Here is a 17,155-nt window from a genome sequence, read left to right on the forward strand (position 1 = left end):
GCCCTTGCAGAGATGCCAGATGACCACCAGCAAGCCGCGCGGGCTGAGGCGGATCGCCTCGTCGAGGTGCTGCAGGGCAGCGTCATAATCGCCGGCGAACGCGTAGGTTACGCCGAGATAGCCGCGGGCGAACTCCGAATTGGGATTGTCCTTGAGGGCACGACGGAGGCATAATCGGGCCTCCTCGTGACGGCCTGAAAATAGCTCGAAAATCGCCAGCGCCGTGTGCGCCGTGGGGTTGCGGTCGTCGGCGGCGATCGCTTTCCGCGCCGCTTCGCCGAGCCGGTTATGGGACTCCGTTGGCCCGTCACCCCAGCCGAACAACGCCTCGAAATGCCGAGCAAAGGCGAGAGCCGCATATGCCGTCGAATTTGCCCGATCCAGCAAGATGGCTTCAGTCGACAGGCGGCGCGTCTCGGCCAGGTGCTCACACGTGAAGCGACAAATATGCCAATGGGCTCGTATGGTCCGGTCCCAGGCATCGAGCTCACCCGGTTCCTTCCGCGCCTGCTGGATCTCGGCCGCGATGATGCCAGGCTCGATCGCGGCAGCAATACTGCGGGCGATCTCGTCCTGGAGGGCAAAGACATCGGCCAGCTCGCGATCGTAGCGTTCCGCCCACAGATGATGGCCGGTCGCGGCCTCGATCAGCTGGGCGGAGATGCGGACGCGATTGGCGGCCTGTCGCACGCTGCCTTCGAGCACGTAGCGTACGCCGAGCTCGCGACCGACTTTGCCGACGTTGACTCCCGAACCTTTGTAAGTGAAGGAAGTGCTGCGCGAGATCACAAAAAACGAATGGAAGTGCGACAGGTTGGTGATGATGTCCTCGGTGATACCTTCCGAGAAATACGCCTGTTCGGCGTCGCCGCTCATGTTGGCGAAGGGCAGCACCACGATCGACGGCTTCTGCTGTGACGGTCGTGCCGACCGGGTCGTGGTGAGCGCTGCCGCGCTTACCTCATTGCCCGGCTTATCGAACCGAACGCGATGGATCGGCACCGGCCGGGCGATGTTCTTGACCTGGTGCTCGCCCATGTCCTCGAACGAGAAGTGAAGCTTGTCGCGCACCTCGTCGCGCACGATGCGGCTGACGCAGATGCCCCCCGGGTCCGCCAGGGCTTCGAGCCGCGCCGCGATGTTGACGCCGTCGCCATAGATGTCCTTGTCATCAATGATGATATCGCCGACGTTCAGACCAATCCGAAACTCGATGCGTCGCTCCGGTGGAATCGACCCATTGCGCTCGGCCATCTGCCGCTGGACGTCGACGGCGCAGCGTACGCCATCGACGATGCTGGCAAACTCGACAAGCATGCCGTCGCCCGTCGTCTTGACGATGCGCCCGCGGTGTTCTGCGATCTTGAGATCTACGACCGCGCGTCTGTGGCCCTTGAGGGCGGCCAATGTGCCTTCCTCATCCAGGCCCATCAGTCGCGAATAGCCCGCGACATCAGCCGCAAGAATGGCCGCAAGGCGGCGCTCGACCCGCTCACCACTCAAGATGGCTTCTCCAAAATCAGCTAGCACGAGTTGCGCCTCTCCAATTGGGTTGGCCGCTTGCATTCTGCTCCGGAGCCGTAGCGAGAGGCGAACTCATAACATCTTCTTCGCGCTTCCGGGGGGCGGCTGATTTATCACGGCCCAGAACACACCGAGCTCCTTGACCGCGTTGATGAACTCGTGGAAATCGACGGGCTTTACGACGTAGGCGTTTAGCCCGAGCTTGTAGCCTGCCACCTTGTCCCGTTCCTCGTGCGATGACGTCAGCACGACCACGGGAACCATCTTGAGCCGTTCGTCGGATCTGATTTGCTGCAGGACCTCCAGGCCATTCACCTTCGGCAGCTTCAGATCCAGTAGAATGACGGCCGGGTTTTCTTCCGGGCGCAGCGCAAATTGTTCCCGACGATACAGATAGTCGAGAGCCTCCTTGCCATCGCGGGCAACGACCACCTCGTTCGCGAGCTTGTACTCGCCGAGAGCTGTAAGAGTAAGCTCGACATCCCTCGGATCGTCCTCAACGACCAGAATGCGTCCGAAATCACTCATGGCGCGCTCACCGTCCTTTCCACGGGTTGTTTGGCGTTAGGCAATGAGAAGTAGAAGGTGGCTCCTTGATCCAACGTTCCTTCGGCTCGCACCGCCCCGCCATGGCGATTAACGATGCTTTGGACGGTCGCAAGTCCTATCCCGGTGCCTTCGAACTCGTCAGCTCGATGCAACCGTTGAAATACGCCGAACAGCTTATCGGCATATTGCATGTCGAAACCAACGCCGTTGTCCTTCACAAAGATCTCCGGCTTGTCTCCGTGTCCATCCACGGAACCGATTTCGACTTCGGCTTGCGGGCGTGTGCCGGAGAACTTGACCGCATTGGCAAGCAGATTGACGAGAACCAATCTCAGCAAGGCGCGGTCTCCAAGGCAGACTGGAAGCGCACCAATTTTCCAGGAGATCTCCTGTCCGTTCGCCTGCGCCCCGATTTCGGAAGTCACCTCCGCGACCAGCTGCTGCATGTCCACTGCCGTCGTTTTGGCTTCGGCCCGCCCGATCCTGGAAAATGCCAGTAGATCATCGATCAGGTTGCCCATTTTTTTCGCCGCTTCGAGAATGGTCTGCAGATATCGTTGACTCTTCTCATCCAGTGAACTCGTTGCGTGCTTTTGCAAGAGTTCCGAGTAGCCGACGAGATGGCGCAATGGCGCACGCAGGTCGTGCGATACCGAGTAGGCAAACGATTCAAGCTCCTTGTTGGCTGCTGCAAGCTCCGCGGCGCGCTCGGTCAGCTCCATATTGAGCTTGCGGATTTCAACCTCATGCTGCCGACGCTGCAGGAGTTCGATCTGAAGCTGATCTCTCGCGTGGCGAAGATTGTCTTCTATCCGACGACGAACAGCGCTGAAGGAGGCAACGATAACGGCCGAGAGCACGAAGATCAGAAAGTAAGGGAGGTCCCGCGCGGAAACGTAAAAGCTGTAGAGAGGTTCCGCGAAAAAATACGCGAACACCGCCGTGGACAAGAGAACGGCTACCACTGCAGGTCCGGTCCCCGCGTACCAAGTAACAAGACCGACGACGAGTACCAGAACTGGTAGCTCTACATCACGAAACTGGTATTCCTGGACCGCGAGCGCGATGGCAGTCGCGATCACCACAGCAGCGACCGAAATTCCGTAACGCAGGAACGGTGACTGGACTCGCTGGAATTCGCTATCCCAATACGCCATGTGCGGTTACCCCGACAAAGGGTGGAAGGACGGGATCCATGAACGCTTCAAGGGCCGCATCCTTACGATATCAGCGCGTGATGTGCCGTCAGGTCTACCCAATAGGGGCGTCGACCGCGCACCAGGTTCTGGCTGCGAAAAAAACACTGGACGAGAAGACGGCGATAGAACCGGCTTGTCTGATCTTGTCCGATTTAGAGGAGATACCCTCGGCGCAGCGAGAACAGGCAGGGTCCCGCCGGATAGTCCCGTCGCATCACCGCAATAAGAAATTCATCCTCACGTATTCGCTCGCCCGACAGCCCATGTGGCGGGTTGTCGACCCGAACTTCCGTGACGGCAATATTGGTGTTGCGCAATGTGCGAACGAAACAGACCGTCTGCGCCCTGAGACGCACGCCAAAACGTTCGCCGTAGGCGCTGCTCTCTTGCATTATCCTTCTAGGGTCTTCTCAAGGCAATCGACTAGCATCGCGGTCTCGAACGGCTTGCGGAGAAAATACGCAGCTCCGACGGAGATGGCTCTCTCCTTCAGCTCCGGATCGGAACGCGCCGTGATCATGATCACCGGCATCGTGCTGTGACGCTCGTCAAGGTGTTGTTTGAGTTCGATGCCGCTCATGCCCGGCATCTGGATGTCGGTGATTGTGCAGGAAAACCGTTCAAGGTCGTCGCATGCCAGAAAAGCTTCGGCAGACGCAAACCCGCGGGTGTCGTAGCCGATCGAACGGAAGAGCGCAACCAGCGCGTCGCGCATCGAGTCGTCATCGTCAACGACGGAAATCAACTTCCCGCCCGCCATGGGCGTATTCATTCAAGCCCCCGCCATAACTCGATGCTCACTGGCCTGCAAATCTTTCCTGGGTTCACGACATGCCTCACCGCGCTTTGGTCTCCTTCAAGGCAACTGCCATGCGAACCAGGTCTGCCAGGGAACGGGCCCCCATTTTTCGCATCGTCGCACCACGATGAATCTTTATGGTCACCTCACTCAGCCCCAGCGCCCCCGCGGCCTGCTTGTTCAGCTTGCCCGCCGTCACCAACGCCATGACCTCGCGCTCGCGCGGGGAAAGCGTTGCGTAGCGTTCGGCAATTGCCAGTGACTGGCCTTCCTTCTCGCGCTGCATTCGGTCCCGGTTGATCGCCGCCGCGACCGCGTCGATCATGTCCTGATCGCGGAAAGGCTTGGGGAGGAAATCGACAGCGCCCGCCTTCATCGCGCGGACCGACATTGGAATATCGCCATGCCCCGTCATCAGGATCACGGGCAGGCGAATGCCGAGGCCCGCGAGTTGCTCCTGAAAGTCCAACCCGCTCATCCCCGGAAGGCGGATGTCGAGAACGATGCATCCCGGAGCATCCAAACGGTCCGTCTGCAAAAACTCCTGCGTGGAGCTGTAGGTCATTGCACCTAAGCCGACCGAGCCGAGCAAGCTGGCGAGCCCCTCGCGCAGTGAATCGTCGTCGTCGACGATGTGTACAACGGTGGGCTCGTTCGGTCCCAGAGGCATGCCAAGTTCCAGCCAGCAAGAGGTCTTGCGACAATAGCATGAAGATCGGCAGCTTCATCATCACACGAAGGTATGATTGCCGGCGAAAATCGCCGTAAAGCGGCACCCTTGCGCTTGATCGCGTCCGGCGGTTGCCGACCTCACTGATTTCCCGGCGGCGATACCAAGGTGTGACTGGACCACACCGTCGCACGAATTGGCGTGGGACGAGTCGTCGACCATTCTTTCGCACATGATGCAGCAATGAACCAGCGGAGCCTGTGGCACCCGCAGGTTAGCCGGAAGCGGATCAATCAATCGAAGAGGGAGTTTTCGCGATGTTCGGAGCAGCAAACCAGGAGCGAAGCGAGTATGCGATGCAAGCCTTGCACTCATTCGCCCTGGAAGAAAAGTCCAATATTGTTCCTGGGCCAGTACCGTACGTCGCCAATCACGCCGGTCACGTCAATACCACGGCTCCAACTGCTTATGCGCGGGGCGGGCTGCCGCCTCGGGTGGTCCGCCGGGTCTGCGAGCACATCGACCACAACGTCGAACAGCGGATCAGTGTCGAAGCGTTGGCGAAGCTGGCGAATCTCTCGGTTTGCTACTTCGTGCGTGCATTCAAGCAGTCGCTCGGAGTAACGCCACATGACTACCTGATACGGCGGCGCGTTGAGCGGACCATGGAGCTGTTGTCGGGCACCGACATGTCGCTTTCGGAAATCGCGCTCGCCGCGGGATTTGCCGATCAAAGCCACTGCGCGCGCCGCTTCCGGCAGTATGTCGGAATGTCGCCGCGAGACTATCGGTGGTCGAGACCGTGAAGGCTCACGAGATCTGAGGACCACAGAAGGATGATTGCGTTTCTTGCGAGAATTGGATCTGCCGCACATATTCCTCCCGTGTGTGCTGCAAAGACCCGCGATCGAGCGCCTTGCCCCGGGACGCTCCAGCGCCGCTGATTTGATGGCGACGACGGGTCATTCGGGCCGGTGACACTGTTCACCGGCCCTTTTTTACATTCGCGGTTCTCCTCGCGGAGCCGGCGGGGCGCGCGTCCCGGGAGTTCGGGAGGGGTGGAGGTGCAGTCGTCCGGCAGGTCTGACCCGTTCTCAATGCGCTTTGCCCAGCACGAGCGCGCGAATGGCAAGACGAACAGCTCGTCTTTGAGGTCGTCGCTGACGTGCAGGATCCAACTGCGCCAATCCTCCGCTCCGTGTGTCATGGTCAGCGAATGCACGACACATGCCGCCTGGTCACGGCGCTTCAGCTAGGTCATCGACAGCGGTGCCGCGCCGATCGAGCAGGACTCCTCGAGGGTTGGAGCAATGGAAATAGATCTGGGTCATCGCCCGCCTCAGATGGAGCAATGCTGCGAAGTTGCACTTTGCGGGATGTTCGCCAGGGGAGGTGCAGCCCATGTCACCATGACGATCTCGCCCCACATCCAGAGGCTCATCAGAGCGAAAAGGATTGCGCACCTCGCGGAATGAACGGCGTCATCTGAGACCGCGGGAGATCTTTAGCTGCCGCACCTCGTTGCCAGCAGGTTGTTGAAGGTATCGATCTCTGAATCCAGAATGGTCAGGTTTCTCGCATGATCTGTATCGCCGCTGCACAGCGCAGCCTCCTGACGGAGGTTCACCGATTCATGGAACGGGGCCGCATAGGAGCGGCAGGTCGCCTGATCGTCGGCGGCTTTGGTCGGCTGCGTGCGCACGGCCGCCCAACGGGCACGAGAGGTGTCGATATCCCTGCTTGACGCGCATTCCGGCGCGACTGCCGGAATCGTCGAGGCGTTGATCATGACAGAAGCAAGCAGGCCAGCCAGTCTCCGCATATTGGCAAGGATGTTGCGGCAATCCCTATCGTCGGGCGGAGTTACTTTCGCGATTTGGGTTGTCGGGAATTTGAACGAACTTGCGGGAAATGCCGTAGTGCCGTCAGCCGCGGCGCTCACGCGTGATGGAACTTGCCGCCGCAATGCGCGGGAGGACGCAAAATCATCCCGGCCGCAGCAAGCCAGTGCAAGCAACATGTCGGCTCTTGCCGGAAAGTGCTGACTGCTCTTGCCCGCTATGGAGATCATCACATGACTGACGTGCTTGTTATTGGCGCCGGGCCGGCCGGCGCGGCTGCTGCGCTTCGCAGCGCAGATCTTGGGGCGCGGACGGCGCTGGTGACGAGCGCGGCATTCGGTGGCATGGCCGCCAACGACGGCCCTGTTCCGGTCCGGGCCCTGGCCCATGCCGGCAGACTGCTGCGCGATGCGCGGCAACTGGACCAATACGGCATCACGATCAGCGAACCGGTGCTGGACTATTCCCGGCTTCTCGGTCGCGTTCGCGAGATCGTCGGGGACGTGCGCACCAATTCGTCGCTACGCCGCCAAATCGATTCCCTCGGAGTGACGATCCACGAGCGTGCCGGGGTGGCCCGCTTCGTCGACCCGAATTCGATCGAGACCCGCTCCGGCCTCAGGTTGTCCGCGGACAAGATCATCATCTGCACCGGCGGCGTGAGCCGGCGGCTTCCGATCCCGGGGTTCGAGCTGACGTGCACGCACAGCGACGCCTGGGGCTTGACGTCGGTCCCGCCATCTATGCTGGTGGTTGGTGCGGGCGCAACGGGGATGCAGGTTGCTTCGATCTTCAATGCATTCGGCTCTCGAGTTCAGCTCTTTGAAGCTGGTCCGCGAATTCTGGCGACCGAGGATGCCGACATATCGGTCGCCGCCGCCGCAGCTCTGCGTCAATCTGGAATTGCTGTTCACGAAGCCTTTGGAGCGATCGAGGCGTTCGAGAAGTCCGCGACCGGCGTGCGGATGATCTTTACCAAGGACGGTTGCCGGTTCGACGCCGAGGCCTCGCTGGTGGTCGTGGCGACGGGATGGGCGGCCGAGACAAGTGAGCTGAACGTTGCGGCGGCCGGTATTGAACTCAATCAGCGAAAATTCGTGAAGGTTGACGAGTACCTGCGCACATCGGCGCCGCATATTTTTGCCGCCGGCGACATCACCGGGCATCTCATGCTCGTTCCGCAGGCCGTTCAGGGCGGCTGGACCGCTGCGACCAATGCCGTGACGGGGCCGACAATGCCGCTCGCCGATCAGGTGAGCCCAATGGGCAGTTTCACGGAGCCGGAATATGCGCAGGCCGGCCTTACCGAGGCCAAGGCGCGCGAGTCGCACGACATCGTCACCTCGATCGTTCATTTTGATGTGACGACGCGGACGCTGATCGACGGGCGCACGTTCGGCTTTTGCAAGTTGATCACCGATCGCAAGAGCTGCAAGGTGATCGGGTGTCACGTGATCGGCGAGCGCGCGGTTGATATCGCCGAGGTGGCCGCAATCGCCATCGCCGCCGGAATGCGCGTCGACGATCTGGCCCAGATCCCGCTGGCCTATCCGACCTACGGCGGGATCCTGGCTCGTGCTGCGGTGATGGCGGCTGGACAGCTTGGCCTGGGTGTGGGCTGGGCCAACCAGCTGGAACGACAGTCAGGAGGGTGAGGTTGAGAAGGCGTATCCAGCTCGCTGTCGATCTTCTTGATCTAGAACCTGATCTTCGCCTCGCGAGGACCAAAGCAGGAGATCGGTTTCGCCGACGCTATCAAGAACGACATCGTCATTCTCTCGGGCGAGGAGAGGTGGTTGGCCTACGACAGGCCGATCAGCTCGAATGGCCTCCTCTGGTCGGAGCTTGTCGCTTGGTGGTGCGAGATCACGCTAGGAGCGCCTGGATTTCGGTGGCGAACTGCGAGCTCACATGCGGCGCGAGATGGACTTGGTCACGCAAGGCGTGCTGACCCCCACGCTGTGCCGGTAGCCGGGCAAAAGGAGAGGCCTCCGGGCGGGAGGCCCCTGCATCCGTCTTGTCAGGCCCGCTTGTATTGCTTCAGCTTGAACGCGAGCGCGATATAGAGGCAGCCGAAGAAGATTGCATACCAGGCGATCACCCAGACCAGCGCCAACGCGCCGGTGCCCGGTTGAGCCAACAGGATTGCACCGAAGGCGATCGATAGCAGGCCGTTACAAATAAGAAGCCATTCCTGTTGCAGCACCTTGCGTAGCGCGATCGCGCCCCAGATCTGCATGACGCCGATGATGATCGCCCAGACCGCGATGAACGTCAGCAGCACCAGCGTCGTCGTGCCGGTGTAGTAGAAGGTCACGACGCCGGCGAGGATGCCGGCGACGCCGCTCAGGCCCAGCCACCAGCGCGGACGCGCGTCGCCACCAGATGCACTGAAAGCCGCCCATATGGCGATAACGCCATCCATCAGGGCGTAAGCTCCCCACATCAGGGTCAGCGTGACCAGCGTGAGGCCCGGCCAAAAGAACGCCAGAACGCCAAAGGCAATGGCGGCGATCCCGCGCAACAGCAAGAGCCACCAATTGTCGGCCAGCGAACGCAGCACTTCGGATCCGGAAAGGCCCAGATTTGGTCCAGTTTGGGCATGTGTGTCAGCCATTCTCATTCTCCGTCTAGTTCATGTCGGTGTGAGGTCCGGAGCCGGCGGATGGATCCGCCGGCCGGTATGGTCCCTGTCTGGATCCCGGAGGCATTGGCGGCGCGCAATCACCGGGATCTCAGCCCGGCTAGTTGGCGTATTCGAACTCTGGCGCTGCCTTCAAAGCGTCCCTGGTGGCACCAGGCAAAACCAGCTTGTCGCCGTTTAGCTGGAACTGGGAAACCGGAATGGCGACGTTGTGCTTGGCAACGGCAAGGAAGCCGCCGGCATTGACGATGGCGTAGGACACGGCCTTGCCGGTCGTAACGATGATGTCGTCGATCGATCCGACGCGCTCGTCCATGTTGTTGTAGACGGTATGGCCAAGGATTTGCCGTTTGGCGCTCCAGCCGACTGTAACATCGCGCAGCTCGCCAACGCTGACGCCGAGCAGAGTAGATCCAGCGACCTGCGCATACGAGATCGCCGGTGCGCTCAACGCGATGCCTGCGACGATGGTGAAGTGAACGAGTTTCATGACAGGCTCCAAAGGTTGGACGATTGAGGCTCAAGCCTGTTTCGCCAGCTCGGCCTGGATCCGGCCGTCGATGGCGTCGAGAACTGCGAGGTTCGCCTGCTCGACCGACGCGATGGCGTAATCGATCGCAAAGCTCGCATCCCATTCCAGCTCGTCAGCGCGCCGGTCAGCACGCTTCACGTCGTGATTGTGCTTGGCCTCGGCGACGTTCGCCTTGAGCGTGGCGATGTCGGCAGCGACTTTCGCTTTCACGGCATTCCAGTCCCGCGCGGCACTGTTGTTGGCGGACTTGATCTTCTGGTTGACGTTCTCGACGGCCGTCGTCGCTTCGGCATGCGCCTCCTGCTTGCGAATCTCGATCTTGTCGTGCGCTTCCTTCTTCGCCGCAGAGAAAGCGTCTTCAGCATGCTTGGCACGAACCGACAGGTCAGCGAGTTGTTCGGACAGTGACTTGGTCATTGATGTGCTCCATTGGCTATTCTCGGAGCGGCGTCTATCGCCGCACGTAGTGCAGGTGTCCGAAGAAAATGGGGGCACATCGCGCCGCGCCGCTTGTACGATCTTGCTCTCTTTGGGAGGAAATTTGCCAATCCTCCCGCGTCGGCGTGCGGTGGGTGACCAAACGCCTGCATCGCGAAGAATCGCGACTGCTTGCTTCGGAGCGGACTTTATCAATCCTTGAAGTGAGCGAGCGCGCACAGCCTCTGCAAGCGACGCCGTGCATTCGGGTCCCCGCGCCTGATTTGACGCGCATGTGCTGTCGTCGCAGCTAAAGCTCGGCAAATCGAGCCAAACTACTGCTAAGAGTGCCGCGCGCTTCGGATCAGGCAAGGTCAACGGACGCTGCACTGTTGGTGCGTCCTCCGCAGTCGTAACCGTCAACAGTCCCAGCGCGCACCAGACCTTCGTATCGTTTCGGTGATCCTTTTAGATGACCGACGTTTACCTAGGTTCGATTGAGCCGTTCGTCCCGATAGTTTTAAGGTGCATGCACTGGAAAAGAGCGTGCGTGCCTATCGTGCGTGCAATGACGAAAGAGGGAAGATCGGGGAACAGCTGCGCTAAAGCCAAGAGGAGACTACAATGCCCAACTGCACCAAGGACCCCGGACATGGCAAAGCCACGCGATGCGCGGTCTGTGACGGCAAGTTTGGCCTCGTCCGATACCATTCGTGGCGGACTCCTCTCTGTTCCAAGAAGTGCGTCGATCGCTTCAGATCTCGCCGGCAAACTGACCGCAATTGGCTGAGCTGGCTCCCAATGAGCCTGGACGAGGCGCCAGAAAACCGTGTGAGGTCGCTATGACGTTCCAGATCTCACAGCGGGGTAAGCAGTATTTGCAGACCGCGCAGACGCTGCTTCGCGCTGCCCAAATCATGACCGACAACCTGGTTGTGAGTCAGCTCAAAACCCTTGCCGACGACTACGAGCGGCGAGCCGAGAAAGCTTCGCGTGCTGATGCCGCAAGAGCTTTGGCTCGCACGGCGGCTGTCGCTGAACCAGAGTGATTGGGCAGGCCTCACCGACTGCCGGGCTGCAAAAAGCAAGCGCGGGGGCCCACATCATGGATAGCGTGAGTGCGAATATCTGGTTTGGAGCGAACACGAGCGATGTCATTCGATTTGCCCCGGAGCCGAAGCGCAGCCGCTTGGTTCATGGCTCATTCGGAGCAAGTGAGGGTGAGTTTGTCCGATTTATCCCAAAGTCAGGGCGCGAGGTTGCCTGCCTCATTCGAGAAGCGCGCACGATCTACGACAGCACTTCCCGCCGGCTGATCCGGTCAGCCGGCGCAACACGGCACCGCTGAGTCATGTTTGACGGGCTATCCGATGCAGAAGTCGAAGTCATGGTCGGCAGCCGAAGTCATGGACCGGGCCAAGCTCTTCACGGCCAAGGTCGGCCTCGAGAAGTTCGGCGATGCCTACCCGAGGCCGACTGTGGCGGCGATCAACGGCCACGCCTACGCTGGCGGATTCATCACCGCGATCGATTACGACCACCGGATCGCGAGCAAGGGCCCATTGCAGTTCGCGTTGAACGAGGTGCCGATCGGCATTCCGATGCCCGCTGTCTATTGCGAGATAATCAAGCACGCGATCGGCTTCGGAACTAACGCTGTTCGGTCAGATCTACAACCTTGCCGCCGCGATCCGGATGGGCGTCGTCCAGCAGACCGTCGCGCCGGACAAGCTGATCGAAGCGGCCGTCGCCTGGGCGGCGCTGGTACCTCCGGACTGCTACACGGCCTACGCCTTTGCCACGCGCGCGCGTCAGGCCGCTGCTATGGCGGCGATTGATGACGCGGCTCGTCTCGACCGCGACCTGCTGTCGCGCGGAATGTCGGACCTCGGAAGTATCCGTGCCCGTACTCGACGCAACAAGGAATTTAAGGGCAGAGACGTCATCTGGCCGTTGCTCGCCTAGGTGAGGCGATCCGATCCCGGCGCCTGACGAGGAGAGCGGCGACGACGTCGTCGCGGACGAATCGGGGTCAAAAAGGATGGACAAGGTCACCAGTCTGCAGGCTTTCGTGAGGGTGGTTGAAACCGGCAGTTTCTCGGAGGCGGCCCGCCAACTGCGCCTATCCAGATCCGCGATTAGCAAATATGTCAGCGATCTAGAGGAGAGCCTGGGCGTCCAGCTCCTCGATCGCACGACGCGGCATGCCAGCCCGAATGAGAATGGTCAGCTCTATTTCGAGCGCGCGCTCGTCATCCTTTCGGAGATCGATGCGGCCGACCAAGCCGTGACGCACCTGACTACGCGGCAATTCCGCTGTGCGGGTTGGATTCCAGAAACGTCATTACCATCGCGACGAAGTCGCCAGGTGGCTTTCGCGAAGCCGAGTTCGACTGCCTGACAGATCTTTTCAAGTTCGTTTGCCCTGCATGTGCAGAGGCACAGCGAACTGAGGATCTTCGAGAATGCGTTGGGTACCTATCTCGGATCGGGCGCTGCCGCCAAGGTGCTCGAAGGTGCGATCAAACGCGGTGCCGGAGACTCGATTCGCACCGTGATCTGGGTCTCGGACCTCAGAAATTTCACGAAGATGTCGGACGTCCTAGCGCCGGCGGATATGCACAATCTCAATCCAGCCAGGTTGCGCCGATCGTGATGGAAGTTGCGTTCCTCGTCGGAGGCGCTCGGTCCCGCATTTGCCTGCAGAGATAGGCTGTTACTCTCGGCAGTTTTGGACGCAACGGCTACTACGCGGCGCTGCGAAAGAGTCCGCTGCCATACGCCGCTACCATATCCGTTAGTAACGAGTAACCCTTTGAGAAATAACGCAAGTTGAGATGGGTGCAGGTCCCCGCAACCATTGCCTACGCTACAGCGGTCCGCAGTATTCAAAACCACGACTGCCTACGACATGGTACTGCGATGCAATAGAGCCGCCGCACGTGGCTCCTCCAATGGGAAATGAAGAACAGCCCGGATGACCTTCCTACATCCATTGGAGATGGGACGTCCCTCTGCTGATGGCTCGCGCGGACGGAAAGGTTGGCTCGACTAGGGCGTTTGTCGGTGGATATCCGCGCTAGCCTCCGGCGACGGTCGGTTCGAGGCTCGGATAGTCGAGATATCCCGAATCCGAGCCGCCATAGATGCCGATCCGTTGCGGCGCGTTGTAGGGGCCGCCGGCCCGAATCCGCGCCGGGAGATCCGGATTGGCGAGGAAGAGGCGGCCAAAAGCAACGGCGTCGGCCTCGCCAGAGCTGATGATTCCTGCGGCGCGCTCCGGAGTGATGCCCGCATTGACGATGAGCGGCCCGCGATAGTGTTCGCGGAATATCGACAGCATTCGTTCGTAGTCAGGCGCGCCCGTCCAGGCGTTGGTATCGGCAAGGTGCAGATAGGCAAGCCCGGCGGTCTGCAGCCAATGCGCCAGTGCCCCATAGGTGTCTTCAGGTTTCGGGTCTCGCGTGCTGTTGTAATCCGCGAAGGGCGAGAGCCGCAGTCCAATCCGCGAACGCGGCATGACCTCGGAAATCGCCGCGACGATTTCCTGTAGCAGCCTGGAACGGCCTTCGGAGTTGCCGCCATAGCCGTCGGCGCGCAGATTGATGGTCGGGGACAGAAACTGATGGATCAGATAGCCGTTGGCGCCGTGGATCTCCACGCCGTCGAATCCGGCGCGAACGGCATTGGCGGCCGCAACTCTGAATTCGTTCACGACATCCCGGATCTCGCCGAGCGTCATCGCGCGCGACGACGTTGCGGCAATCCGCACATATGCGCCGTTGGCGAGGAGCGCCCACACCTGCAGCGCGTTCAGGTCGTCGTTGACCCCCGAGGGGGACAGCGGTTGCTCCTCGGACAACAGGCCGCGCGCGCTGGCGCGCCCGGCATGCCAAAGCTGCGCGACGATGCGTCCGCCTTTCTCGTGGACCCGGTCGACGACCGCTTTCCATCCCTCAGTCTGTTCGTCCGTCCAGAGACCGGGCGTCCGGTCGAATGCACGGGACCGCGGGCTGACGTTGATGCCCTCGCTCACGATGAGACCGGCGCTCGCGCGCGTTGCGTAGTATTCGGACGCGGTCTGGTTGATGATGCCGGTCTCGTCGGCGCGCGAACGCGTCATCGGGGCCATGACGATCCTGTTCGCCAGATCGAGAGCGCCCAGGGTCGCCGGATGGAATAGATCGGTCATGTGTCACGCTCCTTGGAGATTCGGATTCGTTGTTGAAGTTTAGCGGGCTAGTCGGTGCTTCTGTCGCGCGACCAGCGATTTCCCAGCTCGAGGCCGTATTGATAGAGCGCACTCCCGTATTCGAGCTGAAGCTCCTCGGTGGACTGGAGCGCAACATCGACATTCGCGCCTGCCGACTTCAAAGCTCGTGCGAGGACGGAAGCCTCATAGGCGGCCTTGGCGGTCCCTCCCGCGGTGTGAGGCCGCACGACGAACGCGGCGTCGCCGGTCAGAAGGATTCGACCGAACAGGGTTTTCGGGACCATCACGTCGCGTATGGTCTGGAGGAAGGGATCGCGCGTTTCCGAGACCAGCGCGGCCATCTTGGGATGGATCTCGCGTGAAGCACGCGCCCTCAGCGCGGCGATGGCCCGCTCCGGCGTCGTGCCCCGCGGAAGCGAAGATCGATGTTGGAGGCCGTTCTTGTCGGTGAGCGCGGTCGCCAAGTCGGTGAGGCCAACGTGCACATACCAGACCCAATTCAGACGGCGTGAACCTCTCGAAATCGCGCCGTCGCGTCCGGGAATGAAATACGCCAGCATATGCCCGCCGCCGCGAGCCTCGGAGAAGGTGAAGAGGTCATCGAAAAAGGGCAGAAGATCGCTGGGCACGTCGCTTTCGTCGAGCGTTCCTCTCCAGGCGACGTAGCCGGCATATCTCGCCTCGACATCGGGAAGCAGTCTTTGCCGCATTGCAGACCCTGAACCGTCAGCGGCGATGAACAGATCGCTTTCGATCACAGTGCCGTCGCTTAGGGCGGCCGAGACCCTGGAGCCGGTCTGGGTTACCGCCTGCACCTCGGAACCTGCGCGATAGCACTCGTCCGGAACGGCAGCCCGCAGCGCCGCGTGGATGGCGTCCCAGGACGTGAATTCCTGCGGCATGTCTTGGAGGACACCGTCGCCGCCGTCGTGGTCGAGATACCGACGCCCGCGGCAGGATGTGAAGGGAAGGGGACCTGCGCCGTTATCTTCGAGCAGCCGTATCAATTCGTTCTGAACCACGATCCCGGCCCCTCGGGCCAGCATCGGGCCCGGCGTACGTTCGTGGACGCTGACGGTTGCACCGAGCTTTCGAAGGGCGATTGCATTACACAGCCCAGCGACGGACCCGCCGCTGATCGTCACCGTGAAGTCGTGCTCGGCATGCCAACTCATCTTTGCCCCCAATCCGTTACTTCGAAGACCATGCTGGCGCTCACATCAGATGGACGCCAAGTTCGCGACCGGATGCGGCGATAGCCCTGCCTGCTTGAACTTGTTCCTGGCCAAAGTCGCGTAGCGCGCTCTCGAGCGGAGCCAATGACAGATGCTTCTGCAGCGCCATGGCGTCTGCCGCAGCCTTCGCGATTCCCATCCCGGTATGCGGCCGTACGACAAACGCCGCGTCTCCCACCAGGGTGATCCGTCGTGACACCATCCGCCTAGATTCATAGTCGAAGATGCCCTGCACGAAGGGTTGCGCCGTCGCTTCGATCGCGGCAGCGAAGGGGCGGGGGAGCAGCCGTCTAGCATCGTCGACGAGCCGTTCGCGCGCATGTTCGGACAGGGCGCCCGGCGGCAGCGAGTACGGGTGAATGCGACCCTCGCGGTCCGTGAGAACCTCATCGCGCGCGCTCGTTCCGGCCGCAGGCCGGTACCAGACCCAATTGTATCTCCGGCGTCCGGTCTCGGTTTCGCCGTTGGGACCGGGCACCAGGAAGCCGATGACATGGGACTGGGGCAGTCGAAAATATGCGAAACGGTCGAGGAGTTGTTCCGCCGCTAAGTTCGGCAGGGCAAGTTCCGGAAGCAGACCGCGCCATCCGACGTAGCCGGCGTACGCATTCGTGGCGGAAGAGCCATCGACCACGCGACGCGCTACGGATGCTATTCCATCAGCGCCGACGACCAGGTCGGCGCTCGCGTCGCTTCCGTCCTCGAAGCGTATAACGACCCGATCGGCTTCCTCGTGAAGCTGCTCGACCTTCCTGTCGAGCAGATACGCGCCTTCCGTCATGTGCTCTCGGAAGACACGATGGATGGAGTCCCACGATAGCTGCATCTGAGGCGGCATCTGCGTGACGATCGGAGGATCCGCGCCGTCGAATACGATGCGTTCCCGCGCGACGACGCCGACCCGCGCCACGTGTTCGCATCCGGAGGCCCGCAGGATCGCAAAAGTCTCGCGCTTGCCAAGCAGGCCCGCGCCGCGTCCCCCGAGCCCATGGACCGATCGTTCGTAAACCATGACATCGTGTCCCTGCTGTCGAAGCAGCGTCGCAGTGAACAGTCCTGCGAGAGAACCCCCGACGACCGCGATGCGCATGACTGACAACCTCCAAATGGCCGATGCTTCAGTAACGTGATGCGTCGTTCGCCGGTGCGCCGTTCAAGTTCGACGTCGCCAGCTATTGACCTCAAGCAGGTCCGGAGCTAATTATCAATCGATAAATAACAAGGCTTCGTCAAGAATTGATTGCTGCCTTTGTATGTTGGTGCGCGAGCGCGGCACGTCCGCCGGAATTGCATTCCGGTCGGCGCCGCACTGGGCTGTGCAAGGACAACCGTTGGCCCCGACGGTCGCCTTCAGCTTGATCGACATGCCGGGGCCGAACGGGTCCCGTGAGGCGACGCCAGGACCGACCGGAGCCGCGCTTCCCAACGCAATCCGGGATACGACGGCGTTCGGCTGCTCCAGCGTTCCTTGAGGCCCGGCATGCACCAGGAAAGCGAGAGGGACGTGACCACCTCTTGCTCGACGGAGGTGC

Annotated in this window: 18 protein-coding genes and 1 pseudogene; 5 read left to right on the plus strand and 14 right to left on the minus strand. The window is 61.2% G+C overall.

The features are described 5' to 3' along the window. The 6 genes from FNJ47_RS14725 to FNJ47_RS14750 form a co-directional block, all read right to left on the minus strand. A partial coding sequence (locus FNJ47_RS14725; RefSeq protein ID WP_163154178.1) for an adenylate/guanylate cyclase domain-containing protein occupies positions 1 to 1,566 on the minus strand: 1,566 nt, incomplete at its 3' end. Positions 1,567 to 1,596: 30 nt separating this feature from the next. Next, the gene (locus FNJ47_RS14730) at positions 1,597 to 2,052 is read right to left on the minus strand and encodes a response regulator (protein ID WP_163154179.1); all 456 of its coding nucleotides are present in this window, start codon (positions 2,050 to 2,052) and stop codon (positions 1,597 to 1,599) included. Beyond that, positions 2,049 to 3,230, minus strand: a complete 1,182-nt coding sequence (locus FNJ47_RS14735) for a sensor histidine kinase (protein ID WP_163154180.1) — start codon at positions 3,228 to 3,230, stop codon at positions 2,049 to 2,051. The genes FNJ47_RS14730 and FNJ47_RS14735 overlap by 4 nt, the downstream gene beginning before the upstream one ends. A 194-nt stretch (positions 3,231 to 3,424) precedes the next feature. Beyond that, entirely contained in the window at positions 3,425 to 3,664 is a 240-nt protein-coding gene (locus FNJ47_RS14740) for a hypothetical protein (RefSeq protein ID WP_163154181.1), read from the minus strand. Continuing rightward, positions 3,664 to 4,044 carry a response regulator transcription factor gene (locus FNJ47_RS14745; RefSeq protein WP_235999883.1) on the minus strand — a complete coding sequence of 127 codons (381 nt, stop codon included), beginning with the start codon at positions 4,042 to 4,044 and terminating at the stop codon, positions 3,664 to 3,666. Before FNJ47_RS14745 ends, FNJ47_RS14740 begins: the two co-directional genes overlap by 1 nt. A gap of 64 nt (positions 4,045 to 4,108) precedes the next feature. After that, positions 4,109 to 4,741: a response regulator transcription factor gene (locus tag FNJ47_RS14750; protein WP_163154182.1), complete on the minus strand. Its 633-nt coding sequence runs from the start codon at positions 4,739 to 4,741 to the stop codon at positions 4,109 to 4,111. 317 nt (positions 4,742 to 5,058) lie between these two features. On the opposite strand from FNJ47_RS14750, the gene FNJ47_RS14755 reads away from it, so the two are divergent. Continuing rightward, positions 5,059 to 5,547: a helix-turn-helix domain-containing protein gene (locus FNJ47_RS14755; RefSeq protein ID WP_163154183.1), complete on the plus strand. Its 489-nt coding sequence runs from the start codon at positions 5,059 to 5,061 to the stop codon at positions 5,545 to 5,547. 698 nt (positions 5,548 to 6,245) lie between these two features. Here the strand turns inward: FNJ47_RS14755 and FNJ47_RS14760 are convergent. Continuing rightward, complete coding sequence (locus FNJ47_RS14760) at positions 6,246 to 6,761, minus strand: hypothetical protein (RefSeq protein ID WP_163154184.1); 516 nt, start codon at positions 6,759 to 6,761, stop codon at positions 6,246 to 6,248. 18 nt (positions 6,762 to 6,779) lie between these two features. Between FNJ47_RS14760 and FNJ47_RS14765 the strand changes: the two genes are divergently transcribed. After that, positions 6,780 to 8,237, plus strand: a complete 1,458-nt coding sequence (locus tag FNJ47_RS14765) for an FAD-dependent oxidoreductase (protein ID WP_163154186.1) — start codon at positions 6,780 to 6,782, stop codon at positions 8,235 to 8,237. A 365-nt stretch (positions 8,238 to 8,602) separates the two neighbouring features. Here the strand turns inward: FNJ47_RS14765 and FNJ47_RS14770 are convergent, their stop codons facing one another. The 3 genes from FNJ47_RS14770 to FNJ47_RS14780 form a co-directional block, all read right to left on the minus strand. Continuing rightward, complete coding sequence (locus FNJ47_RS14770; RefSeq protein ID WP_163154188.1) at positions 8,603 to 9,199, minus strand: HdeD family acid-resistance protein; 597 nt, start codon at positions 9,197 to 9,199, stop codon at positions 8,603 to 8,605. Positions 9,200 to 9,326: 127 nt separating this feature from the next. Then, a complete protein-coding gene (locus tag FNJ47_RS14775) occupies positions 9,327 to 9,716 on the minus strand; it encodes a PRC-barrel domain-containing protein (RefSeq protein ID WP_163154190.1) in 390 nt (129 codons plus the stop codon). A 30-nt stretch (positions 9,717 to 9,746) separates the two neighbouring features. Then, a complete protein-coding gene (locus FNJ47_RS14780) occupies positions 9,747 to 10,175 on the minus strand; it encodes a hypothetical protein (protein ID WP_163154192.1) in 429 nt (142 codons plus the stop codon). Positions 10,176 to 11,017: 842 nt separating this feature from the next. Between FNJ47_RS14780 and FNJ47_RS14785 the strand changes: the two genes are divergently transcribed. The 3 genes and pseudogenes from FNJ47_RS14785 to FNJ47_RS14795 form a co-directional block, all read left to right on the plus strand. Next, on the plus strand, positions 11,018 to 11,224 hold the full coding sequence (locus tag FNJ47_RS14785) for a hypothetical protein (protein ID WP_163154194.1): 207 nt from the start codon (positions 11,018 to 11,020) through the stop codon (positions 11,222 to 11,224). Positions 11,225 to 11,530: 306 nt separating this feature from the next. Continuing rightward, the gene (locus tag FNJ47_RS14790) at positions 11,531 to 12,013 is read left to right on the plus strand and encodes an enoyl-CoA hydratase-related protein (protein WP_163154196.1); all 483 of its coding nucleotides are present in this window, start codon (positions 11,531 to 11,533) and stop codon (positions 12,011 to 12,013) included. 203 nt (positions 12,014 to 12,216) lie between these two features. Next, positions 12,217 to 12,468, plus strand: a pseudogene (locus FNJ47_RS14795) (LysR family transcriptional regulator); the annotation flags it as partial. Between the two features lie 786 nt (positions 12,469 to 13,254). Here the strand turns inward: FNJ47_RS14795 and FNJ47_RS14800 are convergent. The 4 genes from FNJ47_RS14800 to FNJ47_RS14815 form a co-directional block, all read right to left on the minus strand. Next, complete coding sequence (locus FNJ47_RS14800; RefSeq protein ID WP_163154198.1) at positions 13,255 to 14,367, minus strand: alkene reductase; 1,113 nt, start codon at positions 14,365 to 14,367, stop codon at positions 13,255 to 13,257. Positions 14,368 to 14,414: 47 nt separating this feature from the next. Continuing rightward, the gene (locus tag FNJ47_RS14805) at positions 14,415 to 15,533 is read right to left on the minus strand and encodes an FAD binding domain-containing protein (protein WP_163154200.1); all 1,119 of its coding nucleotides are present in this window, start codon (positions 15,531 to 15,533) and stop codon (positions 14,415 to 14,417) included. 70 nt (positions 15,534 to 15,603) lie between these two features. Then, positions 15,604 to 16,713 carry an FAD binding domain-containing protein gene (locus tag FNJ47_RS14810; protein ID WP_235999885.1) on the minus strand — a complete coding sequence of 370 codons (1,110 nt, stop codon included), beginning with the start codon at positions 16,711 to 16,713 and terminating at the stop codon, positions 15,604 to 15,606. A 114-nt stretch (positions 16,714 to 16,827) separates the two neighbouring features. Continuing rightward, positions 16,828 to 16,989, minus strand: a complete 162-nt coding sequence (locus FNJ47_RS14815) for a hypothetical protein (protein WP_163154204.1) — start codon at positions 16,987 to 16,989, stop codon at positions 16,828 to 16,830. Between the last annotated feature and the right edge of the window lie 166 nt (positions 16,990 to 17,155).

The organism is Bradyrhizobium uaiense (genome assembly GCF_010811875.1).
In the GTDB taxonomy this organism is placed as follows: Bacteria; Pseudomonadota; Alphaproteobacteria; order Rhizobiales; family Xanthobacteraceae; genus Bradyrhizobium; species Bradyrhizobium uaiense.